A 20,599-nucleotide genomic window follows, 5' to 3' on the forward strand; every position below is an offset into this window, starting at 1 on the left:
GCCTTCCGCTTCTTGTCGCGGTCCGGCTTCCCGTCCCGGTCCGCGGAGGGCCGCCGGGAGTTCCGTGCCGGGCGCGCCGGGCACGGTCCGTGCCCCCCGCGCCGCGCTCAGCCCGCCGACCGCAGCGCGGCCAGCTGCTCCTCGAACGGCACCACGTTGCGCGCGTCGAACGTGTCACCGGTCGCGCCCCCGTGTGTGCCACCGATCGCGCCGCCGCCCGTACCGCCGCCCGTACCGTTGTCCGCGCCACCGTCCGCACCGCCGGAGGCGGCCGGCAGCGCGCCCGTCAGTGCGGCCGTCAGTGCGGCCAGCTCACCTCCCGCCCGCTCGATCCGGGCGTCCAGGCCCTTGTCGCCCCAGTCCTGGGACGCGGCGTACACCCCCGTGGGGGCGACGACCGCGCGCAGGTGGGCGAAGAGGGGCCGCAGGGCGTGCTCCAGCACCAGCGAGTGCCGGGGCGTGCCCCCGGTCGCGGCGATCAGCACCGGCTTGCCGGCCAGCGCCTGGCGGTCCCGTACGCCGAGCACGTCGAAGAACGACTTGAACAGCCCGCTGTACGACGCCGAGAACACCGGCGTGACCGCGATCAGCCCGTCCGCCCCGGTCACCGCGTCCATCGCGTCGGCGAGCGCCGGCGCGGGGAAGCCGCTGGTGAAGTTGTGGGCGATGTCGACCGCGAGGTCCCGCAGCTCGATCACCCGCGCGTCCTTCGCGGCCCGCCCGGTGGCCGCGGCGGCCAACTGTTCCCCGAGCAGCCGGGTGGACGACGGCACGCTCAGCCCGGCCGACACGACGACGACGCTCATACCCTGCTCGCCTTCCGGCCGGCCGTCAGCGCGGAGTGGGTCGGCGCGTCGGGCACGTCGGCCGGACGGTCCTTCGCGGACTCCTTGCGCAGCACCGGCACCACTTCCTCGCCGAGCAGGTCGAGCTGCTCGAGCACGGTCTTCAGCGGCAGCCCCGCGTGGTCCATGAGGAACAGCTGGCGCTGGTAGTCGCCCGCGTAGTCACGGAAGGACAGCGTCTTCTCGATGACCTCCTGCGGGGAGCCCACGGTCAGCGGGGTCTGCCGGGTGAACTCCTCCAGCGAGGGTCCGTGCCCGTAGACGGGGGCGACGTCGAAGTACGGACGGAACTCGCGCACCGCGTCCTGCGAGTTCCTCCGCATGAACACCTGGCCGCCGAGGCCGACGACGGCCTGCTCCGGTGTGCCGTGCCCGTAGTGCGCGTAGCGGGCGCGGTACAGCTCGATCATCCGCTTGGTGTGGTCGGCGGGCCAGAAGATGTTGTTGTGGAAGAAGCCGTCGCCGTAGTAGGCCGCCTGCTCGGCGATCTCGGGCGAGCGGATCGACCCGTGCCAGACGAACGGTGGTACGTCGTCCAGCGGGCGGGGCGTGGAGGTGAAGCCCTGCAGCGGGGTGCGGAACCGGCCCTCCCAGTCGACGACGTCCTCGCGCCACAGGCGGCGCAGCAGGGCGTAGTTCTCGATGGCGAGGTTGATGCCCTCGCGGATGTCCTGGCCGAACCAGGGGTAGACCGGCCCGGTGTTGCCGCGCCCCATCATGACGTCCACCCGGCCGTCGGCCAGGTGCTGGAGCATGGCGAAGTCCTCGGCGATCTTCACCGGGTCGTTGGTGGTGACGAGGGTGGTCGAGGTGGAGAGGATCAGCCTCTCCGTGCGCGCGGCGATGTAGCCGAGCATGGTCGTCGGCGAGGACGGCACGAACGGCGGGTTGTGGTGCTCGCCGGTGGCGAACACGTCCAGGCCCACCTCTTCGGCCTTCAGCGCGATGGCGACCATGGCCTTGATCCGCTCACGCTCGGTGGGGGTGCGCCCCGTCGTGGGGTCGGCCGTGACGTCGCCGACGCTGAAGATCCCGAACTGCATGACCGCTCACCCTCCATGTTGTTTATGGTTCAACTATATCGGTGAACGGGTCCCCTGCCCCCGTTATTCCGAAACCGCGTGCGAAGCTGCCCGCATGCTGATCGCCCGCTCCGCCGCGCTGTTCGTCCTCGCCGCGATCCTGGAGATCGGGGGCGCCTGGCTGGTCTGGCAGGGCGTACGGGACAACCGCGGCTGGATGTGGGCGGCCGGCGGCGTCCTCGCCCTCGGCGCCTACGGGTTCGTCGCGACCTTCCAGCCCGACGCGCACTTCGGCCGCGTCCTCGCCGCGTACGGGGGGATCTTCGTCGCCGGTTCGCTCCTGTGGGGCGCGGTCGCCGACGGTTACCGCCCGGACCGCTGGGACATCACGGGCGCGCTGGTCTGCCTGGCCGGGATGGCCGTGATCATGTGGGCCCCGCGCAGCGGCTGACAGGCCGGGCGGACGAGGCACCCGCCCACGGCCGCCCGGGGCCGGTCCCCGGGCGGGCGAGAGGGCCCGGGCGGCCCCGCATATCCTGACCTGGCCCGGTACCGCAGTCGCCCGTATGGAGGAGCCCCATGGCCGCCGCACCACCGTCCGCAGCGTCGCGCATCGCCGTCGTCACCGGCGCGAGCAGCGGGATCGGGGCCGCCACGGCACGCGGGCTCGCCGAGGCCGGTTACCGCGTCGTCCTCACCGCCCGCCGCAAGGACCGGATCGAGGCGCTCGCCGGGGAACTGAACACGGCGGGCCACGCGGCGACCGCGTACCCGCTCGACGTCACCGACCGCGCGGCCGTCGACGAGTTCGCCACCGCGTTCAAGAGCATCGGCGTCCTGGTCAACAACGCCGGCGGGGCGCTGGGCGCCGACCCGGTCGCGACCGGCGACCCCGAGGACTGGCGCCGGATGTACGAGACGAACGTCATCGGCACCCTGCACCTCACCCAGGCCCTGCTGCCCAGGCTGGAGGCGAGCGGTGACGGCACGGTCGTCGTCGTGTCCTCGACGGCCGGGCACGCCACCTACGAGGGCGGCGCCGGCTATGCCGCCGCCAAGCACGGCGCCCACGTCCTCGCCGAGACCCTGCGCCTCGAGATCGTCGGCCGGCCCGTCCGCGTCATCGAGATCGCGCCCGGCATGGTGAAGACCGACGAGTTCGCCCTCACCCGTTTCGGCGGCGACGGGGCGAAGGCCGCCAAGGTGTACGAGGGCGTCGCCGAGCCCCTCACCGCGACGGACGTCGCCGACACCATCACCTGGGCGGTGACCCGCCCGAGCCACGTCAACATCGACCTGCTGGTGGTCCGCCCCCGCGCCCAGGCGTCGAACAGCAAGGTCCACCGGGAGCACTGACGCCCGGATCCGGGCGGATCCGCCCGGATCCGCTCAACCCTTCACGCAGACGACCTGCTTCAGCAACTGCTGGAGGGCGACCTCCTCCACCGACGCCGGGTCCGTCCACATCCGGATCGGCACCTTCGCGCCCGGCAATTCCACGTACGACATGTTTCCCCCTTCCCCCGAAAAGCAACAGAAGCACGAAAGCGCAAAAACCGTCGCCAGGGTCGACGAAAGGGACTTCGGACCGGCGTTCACGGCGGTACGTGCGATACACATTGTCTGCCGGGGGTGACCCCGTGCGGCAAACGATTAACCAGCGGGGACGCTGGTAGACCCAGCGGGCCGAGGCCCGCGCCCACCGTCGAGAGGAGCCCGGCCGTGCAGCGGAGGGCCTACGTACCCGGCGCCGCCGCGCTCCTCGCGGCCCTGCTGGCCGGATGCACCGGCAGTTCGGGCGACGGGAGCCAGTCGGACAACTCCAACCCCGGCAGCGCCGGTACGGCGTCGCAGGCGGCCCAACCCGGCAGGTACACCACGCTTCCGGAGCCCTGCGGCGTGGTCGGCACCGAGACGCTCGACCAACTCCTGCCCGGCATCGGGGAGATGGTCGACGAGGCCCAGCGGACGAAGGCGTACGAGGGGGAGCCGACGCTCACCTACGACACGGACCGCAAGGTGGGCTGCGGCTGGAAGGTGGAGTCCGCCGAGGCGACCAACCGCCTGGTGATCGACCTCGAGCGGGTCGTCTCCTACGACAACGCCGTCAGCGACGACAGCCAGGCAGGGGAGCTCTTCGCGACGAAGCAGGACGCGGCCGACCTTCCGGAGCCGACGGCCACCGAGCCCGGTTCCGCAGACACGGACGACGGCGCCGACGAGGAGGACGGCAGCGCGTCCGCCGATCCGGACGCGTCCGGGTCCCCTTCGACCGACGCCTCCGACTCCCCTGATTCCTCCGGTTCTTCGGATTCCGGCTCCCTGGCGTCCACCGGGACGTCCGCGACCTCCGGCCCCGCGTCGCCGGCCGTCCCGCCCGCCGATCTCCAGCCCCGTGTCCTGGACGGATTCGGCGACGAGGCCTTCATCGACGACGAACTGGGCAGCTCCGGATCGACCGTCAAGCAGCGCACGGTGACTGTGGCGTTCCGCACGTCCAACGTGATCGTGACGATCGAGTACGCGGAGCAGCCGACGTCCGTCGGCGCTGTCCCGGACAGCAAGGAAATGCAGGACAGGGCGCGGAAACTGGCGTCCCTGCTGGCCGATTCGCTGGGCGGCTGAGCCTCGCACACGCCTCCTTCACTGCCCTGCGCGAAGCATCCGGAGGAAGACCACACGGATGACTCACCGCGTACCGTGACCCCTCGGCCCCCGTTTTGACCGCAGGGAACTCAAGCGTCATGAGCGAAGGAACCATGCAACGACGAGCACAGCGAGCGAAGCGCCTCCACCGCGTCCTTGTCGGCGCGACGGCCGTCCCGGCGATGCTGATCGTCGCGGGCTGCTCCTCGGACTCCGGCTCCGACGACGGCAAGGACAAGGCTTCCGCCGGCTCGGCGTCGGCGCCCGCGAGCCCGTCCCCGACGGTGCGGGCGGCGGTGTACAAGGACCTGCCGGACGCGTGCGACGTCCTGTCCGAGAAGACCCTGGACGACCTCGTCCCGAAGGCGAAGTCGGGCAAGGAGAGCCAGTCCGACGACATCTCGACGCGGGCCGGCTGCTCCTGGGACAGCCTCGCCAACAACGGGGTGGACGGTTCGCAGTTCCGCTGGCTGAGCGTGTCGATGCTGCGCTTCGAGTCGGACACCACGCGTGGCGCGGGCGACGAACTGGCCAAGGAGTACTACGACAAGCAGGTCGAGGACGTCCAGGCCGCCGAGGATGCCAAGGACACGAAGGCGGAGCCGGTCACGGGCACCGGCGACGAGGCGACGGCCGTGCGCTACGACCTGAAGAAGAAGGAAGGAACCTTCAAGCAGCAGACGGTCGTGACCCGCGTCGAGAACGTGGTCGTCATCCTCGACTACAACGGGGCGGGGCTCGCCGGCGACAGGACGCCGAGCGCCGACGACCTGATGAAGGACGCGCAGAAAGCGGCGAAGGAGGCGGTGACGACCGTGACCGGGTCCAAGGCCGGCAAGGACGACGGCGGGAGCGCCTCGCCGTCGAAGGCGGCGCCCTCCCCGGCACCGTCCAAGGACTGAGGCCGGGCGGCCACGGCGACGTGCACGAGGACGCGGGGTGAAGCTCCGATACGGAACCGGCCACTCGTTCTCCGCACACATGTGCCACTCTGTTGCCCGCAACAACGCGCTCGAGGAGGGGAGTACGGGTGGCAGCGCCCATTCAGCTGACACGGACGCACCGGATTCTCATCGGCGTGGTCGTCGCCGGAGCCGTGGTCATCGCCGGCATCGGCTTCGCGGGGTCGTACGCGGCCGTCCGTGAACTGGCCCTGCAGAAGGGTTTCGGCAACTTCAGCTACGTGTTCCCGATCGGTATCGACGCGGGCATCTGCGTCCTGCTGGCCCTGGATCTGCTGCTGACCTGGATCCGCATCCCCTTCCCGCTGCTGCGTCAGACGGCGTGGCTGCTGACGGCGGCGACGATCGCCTTCAACGGCGCGGCGGCCTGGCCGGATCCGCTCGGCGTGGGCATGCACAGCGTGATCCCCATCCTGTTCGTGGTGTCCGTGGAGGCGGCCCGGCACGCGGTCGGCCGGATCGCCGACATCACCGCGGACAAGCACATGGAGGGCGTCCGCCTCACCCGGTGGCTGCTCTCGCCGATACCCACGTTCCTGCTGTGGCGGCGGATGAAGCTGTGGGAACTGCGTTCCTACGACCAGGTCATCAAGCTGGAGCAGGAACGTCTCGTCTACCAGGCCCGCATGCGCTCCCGCTTCGGCCGGAGCTGGCGCCGCAAGGCCCCGGTGGAGTCCCTGATGCCGCTGCGCCTGGCCAAGTTCGGCGTCCCCCTCGCCGAGACGGCCCCGGCGGGTCTGGCGGCGGCCGGCATCGAACCGGCGCTGATCCCGCCGGCCCCCGAGCCCCGGGGCGGCGTGGACGGTCCGGCCGCCGGAGCACCGGCGCTCCCCCTGCAGAAGGCGGCGCCGTCCGCCGAGCAGCGCCCCGAGCTGACGGGCGGCCCCGGTCGCCTCGACGCCTTCGGTGACGAGGGCGACGGCGGCGCGTACGACGAGACCCACCCCGACGCGCAGGCCTCCCAGGCCTTCCTCGGCCCCCGCGACGCCCGCGACGCCCGCCGCCCCCGCGATGTCCCGGACGCGGAGGCCGTGTCCCCGCACGAGCAGCAGCCGGCCGACCCGGACCAGAACCTGTGGCTGCAGGCCCGGGACCCGCAGTCCGTCGAGTACCACGGCGGCTACGACCCCACCTACGACCCCGCCGACGACCCGCAGTACGCCGCGTGGGTGGCGGAGCAGGAGCGGGCCGACCAGTACCGCGGGCAGTTCGAGGAGGCGCCTCCGGTACGGGAGCCGTCCCCGGAGGACACCGGCACCTTCCCCATCCCGGTGGGCCCCGGCCGCACCCGTGAGCTGGGCGAGGGCGGCGGCCCTCCGGAGCCCCCGGCCCCGGACGACGACAGCTACTACCAGGTCTTCAAGCAGTCGATAAGCGGCAGCGGCTATCCGACGCCGCGCGAGTTCGGCGACAACGTCCGCGCGACATACGGCCACTCCCTGCTGGACGCCGAGGCCAAGCGCATGGTCCTCGACTTCCAGAACCGCCACTCCGCCGAGTTGGAGGAAGACCACATCGCGTGACCCGCACCACGCAGAGGTACCCATACGTATCGCACACGAGGAGGGGGCGTCCGGTGTCCGCCGGGCGCCCCCTCCTCGTGTGCGGCGGTACCTCGCTCAGTCCCCGAGCAGCAGCCGCACCCGCTCCTGCCCCACCGCGAGCAGCAGGGTGGGAAGACGCGGACCCGTGTCCCGCCCGACCATCAGGTGGTAGAGCAGCGCGAAGAACGACCGCTGCGCGGCCTTGATCTCCGCGGGCAGTTCCTTGGGCGTGGCGTCGGCGGGGAAGCCGGCCTGGACCTTGGGGACACCGTAGACATGGTGGGTGAGCCCGTCCAGGGACCAGTGGTCGGCGAGTCCGTCGAGCAGCAGCCGCAGGGACTGGCGGCCCTGCTCGTCGAGGGACTTCAGCAGCATCTCGTCCGGCTCCGTACGCACGATGGTGCGCTGGTCGGCCGGGACGTGGAGGGTGATCCACGCCTCGGCCTTGTCGTAGCGGGGCCGGGCCTCGTCGAGCGAGGCGAGCGGGTGGGCGGGGTCGAAGTCGCTGAGGATGCGCAGCGCCTGGTCCGTGTGCCCGCCGGTGATGTCGGCGACGGAGGCGAGGGTGCGGTACGGCAGCGGCCGGGGCGTCATGGGCAGCGCGCCACTCGCCGTGCCCACCGCGCGGGAGTGCGCGGCGATGTCGCCGGGCAGGGCGGTACCCTCGGTGACCTTGGCGTCGAGCCGGTCCCACTCGTCGTAGAGGCGCTGGATCTCCTGGTCGAAGGCGACCTTGAAGGACTGGTTGGGGCGGCGGCGTGCGTACAGCCAGCGCAGCAGCTGGGGTTCCATGATCTTCAGCGCGTCGGCGGGCGTGGGGACGCCGCCGCGTGAGGACGACATCTTGGCCATGCCGCTGATGCCGACGAAGGCGTACATGGGGCCGATCGGCTGCTTGCCGCCGAAGATGCCGACGATCTGCCCGCCGACCTGGAACGACGACCCGGGCGAGGAGTGGTCGACCCCGCTCGGCTCGAAGATCACGCCCTCGTACGCCCAGCGCATCGGCCAGTCGACCTTCCAGACCAGCTTGCCGCGGTTGAACTCGCCCAGCCGGACCGTCTCGCAGAAGCCGCAGGCGGTGCAGGCGTAGGTCAGCTCGGTGCTGTCGTCGTCGTACGAGGTGACGGTGGTGAGGTCCTTCTCGCAGTTGCCGCAGTACGGCTTGTACGGGAAGTAGCCGGCGGAGCCGGTGCTGCCGTCGTCCTCGGCGGCGGCGCCGGAGCCCTCCGCCGCCTCCAGCTCGGCCTCGTCGACCGCCTTCTGCTGCTGCTTCGCCGGGGCCTTCCTGGTGCGGTACTGGCCGAGGATCGCGTCGATGTCGCCGCGGTGCCTGATGGCGTGCAGGATCTGCTCGCGGTAGGCACCGGAGGTGTACTGCTCCGTCTGGCTGATGCCGTCGAACTCCACGCCCAGCTCGGCGAGCGACTCGGCCATGGCTGCCTTGAAGTGCTCGGCCCAGGTCGGGTACGGGGAGCCCTTGGGAGCCGGGACCGAGGTGAGCGGCTTGCCGATGTGCTCGGCCCACGTCTCGTCGACGCCCTCGACACCGGCCGGGACCTTGCGGTACCGGTCGTAGTCGTCCCAGGAGATCAGGTGTCGGACCCGGTGGCCGCGGCGGCGGATCTCGTCGGCGACCAGGTGCGGGGTCATGACCTCGCGGAGGTTGCCCAGGTGGATGGGGCCCGACGGGGACAGTCCGGACGCGACGACCACAGGTTTGCCCGGGGCCCGACGCTCCGACTCCTCGATGACCTCGTCCGCGAAACGGGAGACCCAGTCGGTGGTCTCGGTGCTCTGAGCCACGATCGGCACGTCCTTCTTTCTGCTCGGGCAGCCGGTACGGTCGCACGGCTGACCTCTCCATTCTCCCAGCCCGGACCGCATCCGCGAAAACCGCTTCTCACCGCGTGGGATACTCGGTTTCCGTAGCACTCCCACAACCCGAGCAGAACGGCAGCCACTCCATGGCCTCGGTCACGTCCCTCAGCGACTCCGTCCAGCAGCATCTCGCGTCCGCGCTCTCGGCCGTCCGGCCCGAGGCCGCCGGCGCGGACCCGCTGCTGCGCCGAAGCGACCGGGCGGACTACCAGGCCAACGGCATCCTGGCGCTGGCCAAGAAGGCGAAGGCGAACCCGCGGGAGCTGGCCGCCGAGGTCGTCGCGCACGTCGTCACCGGTGACGAGCTGATCAAGGACGTCGAGGTCTCCGGACCCGGCTTCCTCAACCTCACGATCGCGGACCGGGCGATCACCGCGAACCTCGCCGCGCGGTACGCGGACCCCGAGCGCCTCGGCGTGCCGGTGGTCCCGGACCCCGGCACCACGGTGATCGACTACGCCCAGCCGAACGTGGCGAAGGAGATGCACGTCGGCCACCTGCGGTCCGCCGTGATCGGCGACTCCGTCGTCCAGCTCCTGGAGTTCACCGGGGAGAACGTGGTGCGCCGCCACCACATCGGCGACTGGGGAACCCAGTTCGGCATGCTCATCCAGTACCTGGACGAGCACCCGCACGAGTTGGACCACAAGGACGCCGAGAGCCTCCAGGCCTCCGGTCAGGAGGCGATGTCCAACCTGGACCGCCTCTACAAGACCGCGCGGAAGCTGTTCGACTCCGACGAGGAGTTCAAGACGCGCTCCCGGCGCCGGGTGGTCGACCTCCAGGCGGGCGATCCGCAGACGCTCGCCATCTGGCAGAAGTTCGTCGACGAGTCGAAGATCTACTTCTTCTCCGTCTTCGACAAGCTGGACATGGAGATCCAGGACGCGGACATCGTCGGCGAGTCCGGCTACAACGACATGCTCGCCGAGACCTGCCGCCTGCTGGAGGAGTCGGGCGTCGCGGTCCGCTCCGAGGGCGCGCTGTGCGTGTTCTTCGAGGACGTCCTGGGCCCGGACGGCAAGCAGGTCCCGCTGATCGTGCAGAAGTCGGACGGCGGCTACGGCTACGCGGCGACCGACCTGTCGGCGATCCGCGACCGTGTCTTCCACCTGAAGGCCGACACCCTGCTGTACGTGGTGGACGCCCGGCAGGCGCTGCACTTCAAGATGGTCTTCGAGACCGCGCGCCGGGCCGGCTGGCTCGGGGACGGTGTGACGGCGCTCCAGCTGGCGTTCGGCACGATCCTCGGCAAGGACGGCAAGCCGTTCAAGACCCGCGAGGGCGAGACGGTGAAGCTGGTCGACCTGCTGGACGAGGCGATCGACCGCGCCTCGGCGGTGGTCCGGGAGAAGGCACAGGACCTGTCCGGGGAGGAGATCGCCGAGCGGGGCACCCAGGTGGGCGTCGGCGCGGTGAAGTACGCGGACCTGTCGACGTCGGCGAACCGGGACTACAAGTTCGACCTCGACCAGATGGTCTCGCTGAACGGCGACACGTCGGTGTACCTCCAGTACGCCTACGCCCGCATCCAGTCGATCCTGCGCAAGGCCCCCGAGGGCGTACACCCGTCGGCGCACCCGGAGTTGGCGCTGCACGCGGCCGAGCGGGCGCTGGGCCTGCACGTCGACGCGTTCGCGGAGACGGTGGCGGACGCGGCCCGCGAGTACGCCCCGCACAAGCTGGCCGCGTACCTGTACCAGCTGGCGTCCCTGTACACGTCGTTCTACGACAAGTGCCCGGTGCTGAAGGCCGGGTCGCCGGACCAGGTGGCCAACCGCCTGTTCCTGTGCGACGTCACGGCCCGCACGCTGCACCGGGGCATGGCCCTGCTGGGCATCAGGACGCCCGAGCGGCTCTGATCGCCCCTGACCGGAACGGTCGCACGCACGGGTCCGTGGCCCGTCCTCTCCCCCGAAGAGAGGACGGGCCACAGCCGTTCAGCCGGTCAACCGGCCGACCGGCTTCCGGTCAGCTGGAGTTGGCGTTGGCGAACCGCTTGAACGCGGCCTGGGTCCCCGAGCCGGCGATGCCGTCGATGGCGCCGGTGTAGCCCCAGTGTGCCTTCAGCAGTCGCTGCAGCGCCTTCACCGTGTTGGGTCCGACGATCCCGTCGATCGCGTCGTTGTAACCCCAGTACGCCCTGAGACCGCGCTGGAAGGCCTTCCAGCTGTTGGTGCCGAGCTGGCCGTCCCTCGCCCCGGTGTAGCCCCAGTACGTCCGCAGCCAGTCCTGGACCTTCTTGGCCTCCGCCGTGCTCAGACCGAGGTTGACCACCGCGAGCGGAGCGACCGCCTCGGCACTCGCCACGGCCTTGGTGTCCTGCGCCGGTGCCGCGAAGCTGGTGCCCGCGGTGGCCAGGCCACCGGCGGCTATCCCCACGGCCGTGGTGACGCTGACGAGTGCCTTCGTCATGGCTCGCATTCGTTTCCCCCTTCGAATGGGCGGCGCCGACCGGAGCGGCCGGCTCGGCAACGACACTGCCGGACCGGTGCCGGGCCCGGCCATGATTGCCTCAGAAGTGACGACGGCACGGGACGCCCCCTCCTGCGACCTGCGGGGATGTGCTCCGCCGGGAAGGTGCCGCGGGAGGGGCCGTGGCCGAATCGGTGCGGGTGCGGGAACCGCCTCCCCGGGCACACCGTTGATGCTGTTGCACAATGCGACGGGGGACCGGAACCGAGCACACGTGTGCGGGGGGGGACATGTCGCGCTGGAAGGCCCTGCCCGCTGAACTCGACCCGAGCGCACGCAACCTGGTGGTGCGTTTACGGTGGCTGAAGGACCACAGCGGACTGAGCCTGCGCCAGCTCGCGTCGAAGAGCGGATACAGCGCCTCGTCGTGGGAGCGCTACCTCGGCGGCAGATCGCTGCCGCCGAGAGGGGCCGTGGAGGCACTCGCCTCGATCAACGGCGAGGAGCCGTCCCGGCTGCTCGCCGCGTGGGAGGTCGCCGCCGAGGCCTGGAACGGACGCACGGCAACGGCACCTCCGGCTTCGACTGCGGATACGGCTCCGGCTCCGGCTCCGGCGGCGGCGGCGGCGGAACCGATCACGGCCGTGCCCGCGGAGCCCCCCGGGCCGACCGCCGGCCACACGGCTGATCCGGTGCGCGGGAGGGCCTTCCAGGTCGCGGTCGCCGCAGGTGTGGCGGCCCTCCTGCTGGCCGCGTCGGCGGCTGCGGTCCTGGTCGGCCGGATGGGCACGGACGGCGGCGCCGCGACGTCGCCCACGTCGTCGGCCGCGGCGGCGATGTCGTCACCGTCGGCCGTACCCGGGTACACCTGCCGGGTGGAGCGGGTCGACGGTCTCTGGTACGCGGGGCAGAGCGACACGAAGGAGGAGCTCCTGGCGAACGGCTACGCCGGGCCGGAGGTCGCCGAGGTGCAGTGCCTGCTGGAACGCGCGGGTTACGCGCCGGGGGACATCGACGGCATCTACGGCCCGTTGACCGAACGCGCCGTCACCCGCCTGCAACGGGACGCCGGTCTGGTCGTGGACGGCATCGTCGGCCCGCACACCTGGGGGGCCTTGCGGGGATGAGGTCGCCGAACGGTTCCGGAGACGCGCGGCGCACACCCCGTACGCCGAGTGCACCTGCTGGTACGCCGTCACCGGAGCGTGCCCGGCTGACCGCCGCCCTGCGGGACCTCAAGGAACGCGCGGGCCTGAGCCTGACCCGGCTGGAGGAACGCACGCCGTTCAGCAAGTCCTCCTGGGGCCGCTATCTCAAGGGCGAGACGCTGCCGCCCCGGGAGGCCGTGCGGGAGCTGTGCCGGCTGGCGGGGGAACCGGCCGCACGCTGCCTGGCCCTGTGGGAGCTCGCGGAGTCGGAGAGCAGCGGCCGGGCGGCCCAGGCCCGTGCCCCGGCGCCGGCCGCACCACCGGAACCCGGCCCGGCACCGCCCGCACCCCCGGCGCCCGCCCCGGCCGACCCGTCGCGGCCTGCGGACGGACCGGAGCCCCGCAGAGGTCCCCGGCGCATCGCGTCCGTCATCGCGGCCGTGCTGGCGGTGGCCGCCGCAGGCATGACCGCCACCGTCCTCCTCCTGCCGTCCGACCGGGCACCCGACGAAGCCCGGGCACCGCTCACGGCCGGAACGGGCAGCGGCACGGGAACCGCGACCGGGACCGCCCCACCCCCGCCCCGCTGCCGGGGGGCCGCCTGCGAGGGCAGGGACCCGGTGAACATGCTCTGCGGCTTCCCCCCGGACACCCTCATCGAGCACCGCACCGCCTCCGGCGCCCACCTGCAGGTGCGGTACAGCTCCGAGTGCGGAACGAGCTGGGGCCGTGTCTGGGGCACCCGGGTGGGCGACCGCGTCGAGCTGACCGCGGCCGGCCCGACCCGCTCCGCCGAGGTCACGGATGCCCTGGACGCGAAGGCGTACGTCTACACGCCCATGACGAGATCCCGCCCGGGCACCGTCGTACGAGCCTGCTTCCGCTCCGCGACGGCCCCGGGACGGGAGTGCTTCGAGGCCACGGTCCGCTGATCACGCTTCCGAAGGGCCGCAGGCCCGGACGGTCAGGGGTGCAGCACGACCTTCGTGTAGCCCTCGATCCGCTTGTCGAACTTGTCGTAGGCCGACGACGCCTGGTCCAGGCCCAGTTCGTGGGAGACGACGAAGCTGGGCTTCGCCCTGCCCTCGATGATCATGTCGCGCAGTTGCCGGTTGTAGCGCTTCACGTTGCACTGGCCCGTCCCGATCCGCAGGCCCTTCTCGAAGAGCTTGCCGATCGCGACGAGGAGCATGCCCTGCTTGGCCTGCTCGTCCGGTGCTCCCGGGTCGGCCGGGACGTAGAGTCCGGGCACGCCGAGCGCTCCGGTCGGCCTGACCGTGCCGACGAGCGCGTTGAGCACGGTCGCCGGTTCCTCGTGCGTGTCCCCCGGTGTCGTCGCCGTCGCCTGGTAGCCGACGGCGTCCACGCCCTTGTCCGTGCCGGCGCCCCCGGTCTGCTCCTTGATCTGCTCGACCGGGTCGCCCTTGGAGAAGTCGACCGGCACCGCGCCGATCTCCTCGGCCTTCTGCAGCCGCTCGGCGACCCGGTCCACGACGAACACCTTCTTCGCGCCGCGCAGCAGAGCCGAGTAGGCGGCCATGAGCCCGACCGGGCCCGCCCCGTACACCGCGACGCTCTCACCGGGGCTGACCTGGGCGAGCTCACAGCCGTGGTAGCCGGTGGGAAAGATGTCGGCGAGCAGGATGAAATCGCTCTCGTACTCCTTTCCCTGAGGTAGTTTCAGGCAGTTGAAGTCCGCGTAGGGAACGCGCAGGTATTCGGCCTGGCCGCCCTGCCAGGGCCCCATGGAGACATAGCCGTAGGCGCCGCCGGCGAAGCCGGGATTGACGGTCGTGCAGTATCCGGTGAATCCCGCGGCGCAGTTGGTGCAGAACCCGCAGGCGACGTTGAAGGGCATGACCACGCGGTCGCCCTCCTCGATCGCGGTGACGCCCTGACCGACCTCCTCGACGATTCCCATGTTCTCGTGGCCGAAGACGATGCCGGGCTCGGCGCCGGTCCGTCCCTCGTACATGTGCAGGTCGGAGCCGCATATCGCGGTGGAGGTGATCCGTACGATCACGTCGTTCGGGTGCTGGATGCGGGGCTTCTCCGCATCCTCGACCTCGACGCTGAACGGCCCCTTGTAAACGACGGCTTTCATGATCGCGCCCTTCGTTCGACAACGCACGTCCGATCACACGCCCGCCCCGATTTCCCGGCGTGACCTATTCCTCATGGTTCTTCGGTCCACACCATCAGGCAAGTCGGTAATCTCACCGTGAACGCAGTTCGGTGCGGAGCGGTGCAAAAATCCGTGCCGCGTCGGCACATCATGAGGGTGAGCGAGAAGTGTCAGCACAACGACTGGGGACCCTGCCAGGGCTTCGGCGTAGTCACGTGACGTCCGGTTCGTGATCATCCGAGACCGAGGAGTGTGAGGGGGCGGCGAGGGTCGCGGGCGTTGCGGCGGAGGCCGGCCGCGATGTTCTTCACTCCGGCCATGCGGAGGACTCCGATGGCGAGGTTGCGCCATGTGGCCATCACGCGGGGCGCGTTGCCGGTCCGCAGTTGGGAGGCGTCCTCGGCGAAGGTGGTGTCGCGGACATGGTGCAGGGCCTCGATCTTCCAATGGTCGCGGACGAGTTCGGCGAGCTGGGCAGCGGTGGCCTGCTCGGCGGTCAGGCTGGTGACGGCGTAGACCGTCTTGACGGTGGTCTTGCCGGTCTTGCGGTCGGTGCGCCGACGCTTGATCTGGACGGCCTGGCGGGCTCCGGGGAAGAGGAGGCTGTTCACGGTGGCGGCCTTGATCCGACGGATCTCCGAGCGGCCGTGGGCGATGCCCCGGGTGCGTCCCTGAAGCGGGATGTCCTTCCAGGGAAGGGACTTCAGCTGGCGGCGCAGCTTCTTCTGGTTGCCCTTGACGATCACGATGTAGTGGGCACCCCGGCCGAGGAGGTAGTCGGCGTGCTCGCGCTGGGTGTGCATGGCGTCGCTGGTGACGACGACGCCGACCAGGTCGGCAACGGTATCCAGCAGCGGCTGGAAGCAGGTGATCTCGTTCGTCTTCTCGCCGACGTCCAGCTGGCCCAGGACCAGACCGGTGGTGTGCTCCAGTGCAGCGAACGGATGGATCTTGCGGCCCTTCGCCTTGGCCGCGCCGCGCAGGCTCTTGCCGTCCACTGCGAGGCCGCGCAATCCGGTCACCTTCGGGCGGCGGTCGGCGAGCCAGCTCCCGACAGCCAGGTCCAGCGCGTCGCCGTCGATGCGGGCCAGCAGCCGGCGGACCGTGGTCTCTGCGGGCAGGACCCGCCTGGGCAGAAGCGGATCGGGGTCGGCACCGACCTGTTCCAGCACGTAGCCGGGGGCATCGGCGATCCATTCGCCGACCGCCAGCAGCGAGGTCGCACCGGCCAGCACCGCGCACGCCGTGAGAGTGAGTACGACAGCCAGGCGGTGGCGCACCCCACGCGGATCGCGCGGGTCCGGCACCTCGGCCAGCCGCTCCAGTAGGCCCGGGACCTCCTCGGGGCCGACCTGCGGATTCTCACGCAGTTGGTCAAGGGCAGGCGGGATCAGAGATGATGCGTCGGCAGGCACGGTCTTCCACTTGGATCACGGGGCGTAGAGAACTCCATGATCTTGGAAGCCGTGCCTGTCACGTTCCGAGAGCACCGCTGAGCAGGCAGTTCGCCACGAACCGGGCGTCACGCGACTACGCCGAAGCCCTGTCCGCGCCGGCCCTCAGTTCACGCCTGACCAGTGAAAACCACACATAGACTCCGGGCAGAGAACAACCTCTGAGGTGTCCTTCGCCCCATCCGTCTCAGGTGCGAATCGGAAGCGTGACTCGGTGCGGGGATCGGCGCCGCCGTCATCGATCAGATGACCTGAAGGAAGACGATCACTATCAGACATGTTCGGCGCTCAACTTTTGCGTCCAGGACGGATTACTGCTTCACGAGCTCTTTCGAGTCCCCAGCGGGTCAGCAGATCCGACATTTCATCCTGCTATGACGAATAAGTCAGGGTGCGTACCGCCCAGAGGTCGGGAGTGGGACCCGATCACGGTCGCTGATCGCGTGAGGTCGCCCCTGGGGGGCCATTGATGCCAGCGCACGTGTCAACGGCCATGTCGTTCTCCCCGTAGGCGGCCAGGAGTTCGCCCCGCTGGCGGCCATCGAGATGTCCCCGGTGGCGGCCAGATAATTCCCCGCCCTCGGGTCGGTCGGGTCAGCTGAAGGGCTTCACCCCCTGTCCGCTGGTGGCCTGGGTGAGCCGGTAGCTGTCACCCTGGGTGACGACGATGTGAGCGTGGTGCATGAGCCGGTCGACCGTCGCGGTGGCCAGGGTCTTGGGCATGATCTCGTCGAATCCGGAGGGGTGGAGGTTGCTGCTGACGGCGACCGAGCGTCGTTCGTAGGCGGCATCGACCAGGCGGTAGAAGCCCTCTGCGGCGTCCGGCGAGACCGGCAGCAGTCCGATGTCGTCGACGATGATCAGATCCGAACGGATGATCTTCGCGAGGGCTCGGGCGATCGAGTCGTCCGCGCGGTGCCGGCGGACCAGGACTCCGAGATCCTCGATGGTGAACCAGGAGACGGTCAGCCCGGCCTCGACCGCGGTCTGGCCGAGGGCCTCGGTGAAGTGGCTCTTGCCCGTGCCGGAGGGCCCGCAGATGCAAAAGTTCTCCCGCCGCCCGATCCATTCCAGGGACTTGAGGGCGTCCTGGGTGGGTCGGGGGATGGCGGACTTGGTCTCGTCCCAGTCGCCGAAGGTCTTGCCGGTGGGGAAGCCGGCCCGCTTGCGGCGGGTGTGAAGGTTGGCCCGGTCCCGGCCGGCGGCTTCCTCGGCCAGCAGGACGCGGACGACCTCGGCCGGGTCCCAGCGTTGGGCCTTGGCAGTGGGGATCAGATCGGCCAACACCCGCCGCAGGTGCGGGAGTTTGAGCCGCTTCGTCAGCTCGATGGCCTCGGCAAGCGGGTCGCCGTTGGTGCCGGGAACGGTGCGAAGTGGGGTGGCCATCAGGCGAGGTCGCTTTCGTCGTACTCGGAGACGTCGGAGATGGGCTGGGTGGGCAGGCCGAAGGAGGACCAGGCGGAGGTGCCGGGCTGCAGGGAGTGTTCCTCGCTGCGGCGGACGGGTTCGGTGTGCTCGCGGGTGGCCTGGTAGTCGACGATGGACAACAGGTCCTTGTCCGCGAAGCGTGCGGTGCCCAGGGCCCGGTCGACTTCGGCCACCGAGTAGAGCTTGGACAGGGCGACGGCCTCGGCCATCTTCGCCTTGATGCGGCGGACCCCGGTTGCCCCTGCTTCGACCAGCCAGGACGCTGCCCCGGGACCGAGCTGGAGGAAGGCAGCCTCCTCTGCTGACGTGGCCTTCGGGGTGCGGTCGTTGTCCTTGTTCTCCCGCGGCGGGGAGTGAGCGTCGTCCAGGACCGGGGAGCCCGGCTGGCCGCGGCGGTGACGGGCGGCCTCGCGGGCCGAGCCGTCCTCGCCAACCGCGGTGACGATCAGCTCGTCGCCGTGGAACCGGGCCCAAACCCGGTTGTCGATCAGCTCGTGCGGAACGGAGTAGCGGACCCCTTCGACCGAGATCGTGGACTCCCAGTTCACCCGCCGGGTGGTGCCGAACGCGGCAGTGAACGACCTCCTCGGCAGCGGGTGCAGCCGCTGACGTTCCTCGGCGAGCCGCTCGACCGGCTTGCGCCGAGTCGCCCGGTGGGTGCGGGAGTTGACCTCGTCGCAGAACGCCCGGCAGGCCGCCTCCAACTCGCCGAAGGTCTTGTAGTGCTCGCGCAGGTTGACGTCCTTCGGCACCAGGTCGGCCTTCGCGATCCGGACCGTCGCCTCGGAACCGCCCTTCGTCTCCGGGTCCGCGGGCAGACACGTGCGTATGGTCGTGCCGTAGTGCCGGGCGACCTCGACGATCTCCGGGTTGCGGACCGCGATCCCGGCGACGTGATCGGTAGTGACCGTCTTCTCGTTGTCCGTCAGGACGTAGGCCGGCACCCCGCCGATCCGGCGGAACGTCGCGTCCAGACACGAGGTGACCGTCGGCAGCGTCTTGTCCCAGATCGGGATCACGATCCGGAACCGAGACCAGGCCAGCCAGGCGCACCACAAGATGGTCTTGCGGCCGGCTATGGTCGGCCCGTCGCCGAAGTCGTACTGAATCCACAGCCCCGGCTCGGTCACCCATGGCCGATAGACCCGCCGCCGACCGGCCCTGAACTGGGCTTTCGCCTCGGCAACGGTGCGGCGGGTGGTGCGTTCCCCGCCGGTGAAGCCCATCGCGACGATCCTCTTGTGCACCACGTCCGCGCGGATCTTGCCGTGCGAACGGACCACCAGTTCCTCGATCTTCGGCAGATAGTCGTCGATCGCGCGGGCCCGGTGACGGCGCTGGTCGGGGTGCTGGCCGGCGGCCCGCATCTTCACATAGCGGGCCACCGTGTGGTGGTCGACGCCGGTCAGTTCGGCCGCAGCGCGGTAACTGCCCGTGAGGTCGTACGCCTCAAGGATCTCCATGATCTCCCTGCTGTTCTTCACCCGCCCGAGCCTCGCCGAGCGGGATGCGTCCAATGCGAGCGGGGAGATATCTGGCCGTACGTGGGGAATCCCGTGGCCATCAGTGGGGCGGTAAGTGGCCGCCTATGGGGAGCTTGTCATGGCCGCCGTCACGCACGTAAGGCTGTAACCCTCGGCGCCGAAATGATGATGCTTCGGCGTACAGATGTTCCTCTGGGTAGCCGTGCTGAAGCTCGTGCGTAGCGCGGCAGGCGTGGAATGCACAGAGGGCCAATTATGCATATTACCTCGCAAACTACTCCTCGCTGACAGGATGCCTGATCTTCGCGATCAATCATTGCTGCGTCGCGTTAGGGAACGTACGGTCCAGGCCGTCACAGAGTCTTCACAGCGTCCTTGCGTGAAGGGTCTGGCTGTACGTGCGTCTACGAGCGAAGGAATGGCATGAGGGTGAAGTTGAATCGGGTAGGAGTCGTGATCGCAGCCGCTGCTGCTGCAACGTTCACCTTGGCTCCGCCGGCTTCTGCCGAAGGAAGCTGGAGCAGTTACATATCCAATTGGAGGGGAGGGGATGAGTCCCGCCGCTGGACGGACAACCACAGCGACGGGTCGAGCACGACGGTGAGCTTCTCCGGCTGCAGCTTCGGAGGACCCAGCAGCGCGACTCTCGAGCTCGACCACGTCAGAGACTTCCTTCCGGACGTGAGCCACGGCACGCGGAGCAACTCCTGCAACACGGTGTCCTGGGGTGAGGTGGGGAAGGCGGAGTTCTACTTCATCTACATCGGCTCTACTAGGCTCAGCGTCAACAGCGTCGTCACCCGCTACTGACAGCGTCCGTACCGACAGTGGCCCCTCGGCTACCCGGGGGGCCACGCCTCTCAGGAAAGTTACAGAAGGCCAGAATGACCATCCATGTCTCGCGCTGTTGCTTCGGCTACCGGCGCCGGGGACTCGTCCTGCAAGACCTGACGCTTGACCTGCCGTCAGGGTGCGTTGTGCTTCTCGGGCCGAACGGCGCCGGTAAGTCGACGTTGCTGGGACTCCTCGCATCCGCACTCATTCCAAGCGCAGGTAGCGTGACGCTCGGTGACCTGGATACCCGCAGACGGGGCGATCTGAAGCGGTACCGGCAGCAGGTTGGCTGGCTGCCGCAGCAGGTGACTCCGGTACCGGGGCTGCGTGTCAGAGAGCAGGCTGCGTATGCCGGATGGCTGAAGGGCCTGTCGCGGCGGGATGCATGGGACAGATCGCTGGGCGCGATCAAACAGGTAGGACTGGATGAGCTGGCCGACCGTTCTGCCGCGCAGCTGTCTGGGGGGCAGCTGCGTCGCCTGGGTATTGCTCAGACGATGGTGCATTCGGCGCGAGTGGTCCTGATGGATGAACCAACCGCCGGCCTCGACCCCACGCAGCGCAAGGTGTTCCGCGGCCTCCTGGACGACCTGAAGGACCAGGCGAGCTTCGTCGTTTCCACCCACCAGACCGAAGACCTGGAAGACAGCTACGACTCGGTCCTGCTCCTCGACCGAGGAAACATCCTCTTCCAGGGGCCGACCGTGTCTTTCCTCGACCTTGCTCCGGGCCAGGTGGCATCCGGACGCCGGGCTGAAGCTGCCTATGCCGGTTTGGTGAAGGGGGAGGTGTAAGCGTGCCTTGGAGCACC

General features: G+C 69.9%; 17 protein-coding genes and 1 pseudogene. 10 read left to right on the forward strand and 8 right to left on the reverse strand.

The features are described 5' to 3' along the window. Positions 1-107 precede the first annotated feature (107 nt). The gene (locus tag HUV60_RS14090; RefSeq protein ID WP_257850915.1) at positions 108-806 is read right to left on the reverse strand and encodes a CE1759 family FMN reductase; all 699 of its coding nucleotides are present in this window, start codon (positions 804-806) and stop codon (positions 108-110) included. Next, positions 803-1,888: an LLM class flavin-dependent oxidoreductase gene (locus HUV60_RS14095; RefSeq protein WP_257850914.1), complete on the reverse strand. Its 1,086-nt coding sequence runs from the start codon at positions 1,886-1,888 to the stop codon at positions 803-805. The genes HUV60_RS14090 and HUV60_RS14095 overlap by 4 nt, the downstream gene beginning before the upstream one ends. A 94-nt stretch (positions 1,889-1,982) precedes the next feature. On the opposite strand from HUV60_RS14095, the gene HUV60_RS14100 reads away from it, so the two are divergent. The 5 genes from HUV60_RS14100 to HUV60_RS14120 all read left to right on the forward strand — a co-directional run bounded on the left by HUV60_RS14100 (position 1,983) and on the right by HUV60_RS14120 (position 6,998). After that, a complete protein-coding gene (locus HUV60_RS14100) occupies positions 1,983-2,318 on the forward strand; it encodes a YnfA family protein (protein WP_257850913.1) in 336 nt (111 codons plus the stop codon). 128 nt (positions 2,319-2,446) lie between these two features. Next, positions 2,447-3,223, forward strand: coding sequence for an SDR family NAD(P)-dependent oxidoreductase (locus tag HUV60_RS14105; RefSeq protein ID WP_257850912.1), 777 nt, complete (start codon positions 2,447-2,449; stop codon positions 3,221-3,223). A gap of 366 nt (positions 3,224-3,589) precedes the next feature. Then, positions 3,590-4,492 (forward strand): DUF3558 domain-containing protein, encoded by a 903-nt coding sequence (locus HUV60_RS14110; protein ID WP_257850911.1) that lies wholly within the window; start codon positions 3,590-3,592, stop codon positions 4,490-4,492. A 119-nt stretch (positions 4,493-4,611) separates the two neighbouring features. Next, positions 4,612-5,415, forward strand: coding sequence for a DUF3558 domain-containing protein (locus HUV60_RS14115; RefSeq protein WP_257850910.1), 804 nt, complete (start codon positions 4,612-4,614; stop codon positions 5,413-5,415). A 128-nt stretch (positions 5,416-5,543) separates the two neighbouring features. After that, complete coding sequence (locus HUV60_RS14120; RefSeq protein ID WP_257850909.1) at positions 5,544-6,998, forward strand: DUF2637 domain-containing protein; 1,455 nt, start codon at positions 5,544-5,546, stop codon at positions 6,996-6,998. A 96-nt stretch (positions 6,999-7,094) separates the two neighbouring features. Here HUV60_RS14120 and lysS read toward each other — a convergent pair whose 3' ends face one another. Then, positions 7,095-8,834 (reverse strand): lysine--tRNA ligase, encoded by a 1,740-nt coding sequence (gene lysS / locus HUV60_RS14125; protein WP_257850908.1) that lies wholly within the window; start codon positions 8,832-8,834, stop codon positions 7,095-7,097. Positions 8,835-8,986: 152 nt separating this feature from the next. Between lysS and argS the strand changes: the two genes are divergently transcribed. Continuing rightward, positions 8,987-10,762: an arginine--tRNA ligase gene (argS, locus tag HUV60_RS14130; RefSeq protein WP_257850907.1), complete on the forward strand. Its 1,776-nt coding sequence runs from the start codon at positions 8,987-8,989 to the stop codon at positions 10,760-10,762. Between the two features lie 109 nt (positions 10,763-10,871). Here argS and HUV60_RS14135 read toward each other — a convergent pair whose 3' ends face one another. Then, positions 10,872-11,324, reverse strand: a complete 453-nt coding sequence (locus HUV60_RS14135; protein ID WP_042175845.1) for a peptidoglycan-binding domain-containing protein — start codon at positions 11,322-11,324, stop codon at positions 10,872-10,874. A gap of 281 nt (positions 11,325-11,605) precedes the next feature. Here HUV60_RS14135 and HUV60_RS14140 point away from each other — a divergent pair, with 281 nt between their 5' ends. Both HUV60_RS14140 and HUV60_RS14145 read left to right on the forward strand, forming a co-directional pair. Further along, the gene (locus tag HUV60_RS14140) at positions 11,606-12,442 is read left to right on the forward strand and encodes a peptidoglycan-binding protein (protein WP_257850906.1); all 837 of its coding nucleotides are present in this window, start codon (positions 11,606-11,608) and stop codon (positions 12,440-12,442) included. Next, entirely contained in the window at positions 12,439-13,395 is a 957-nt protein-coding gene (locus HUV60_RS14145) for a helix-turn-helix domain-containing protein (RefSeq protein WP_078878609.1), read from the forward strand. The genes HUV60_RS14140 and HUV60_RS14145 overlap by 4 nt, the downstream gene beginning before the upstream one ends. Before the next feature lie 32 nt (positions 13,396-13,427). Here HUV60_RS14145 and HUV60_RS14150 read toward each other — a convergent pair whose 3' ends face one another. The 4 genes and pseudogenes from HUV60_RS14150 to istA form a co-directional block, all read right to left on the reverse strand. Next, a complete protein-coding gene (locus HUV60_RS14150; protein WP_257850905.1) occupies positions 13,428-14,567 on the reverse strand; it encodes a glutathione-independent formaldehyde dehydrogenase in 1,140 nt (379 codons plus the stop codon). A 407-nt stretch (positions 14,568-14,974) separates the two neighbouring features. Continuing rightward, positions 14,975-16,003 (reverse strand): annotated as a pseudogene (locus HUV60_RS14155) (ISAs1 family transposase); the annotation flags it as partial. A gap of 633 nt (positions 16,004-16,636) precedes the next feature. Next, on the reverse strand, positions 16,637-17,428 hold the full coding sequence (istB, locus tag HUV60_RS14160) for an IS21-like element helper ATPase IstB (protein ID WP_037722867.1): 792 nt from the start codon (positions 17,426-17,428) through the stop codon (positions 16,637-16,639). Further along, entirely contained in the window at positions 17,428-18,954 is a 1,527-nt protein-coding gene (gene istA / locus HUV60_RS14165) for an IS21 family transposase (RefSeq protein WP_257850903.1), read from the reverse strand. Before istA ends, istB begins: the two co-directional genes overlap by 1 nt. A gap of 681 nt (positions 18,955-19,635) precedes the next feature. Here istA and HUV60_RS14170 point away from each other — a divergent pair. Both HUV60_RS14170 and HUV60_RS14175 read left to right on the forward strand, forming a co-directional pair. Further along, positions 19,636-19,764: a hypothetical protein gene (locus HUV60_RS14170; RefSeq protein WP_257850902.1), complete on the forward strand. Its 129-nt coding sequence runs from the start codon at positions 19,636-19,638 to the stop codon at positions 19,762-19,764. Between the two features lie 74 nt (positions 19,765-19,838). Beyond that, positions 19,839-20,582 carry an ATP-binding cassette domain-containing protein gene (locus tag HUV60_RS14175; RefSeq protein ID WP_257850901.1) on the forward strand — a complete coding sequence of 248 codons (744 nt, stop codon included), beginning with the start codon at positions 19,839-19,841 and terminating at the stop codon, positions 20,580-20,582. Positions 20,583-20,599: the final 17 nt, after the last annotated feature.

The organism is Streptomyces sp. KMM 9044 (genome assembly GCF_024701375.2).
In the GTDB taxonomy this organism is placed as follows: Bacteria; Actinomycetota; Actinomycetes; order Streptomycetales; family Streptomycetaceae; genus Streptomyces.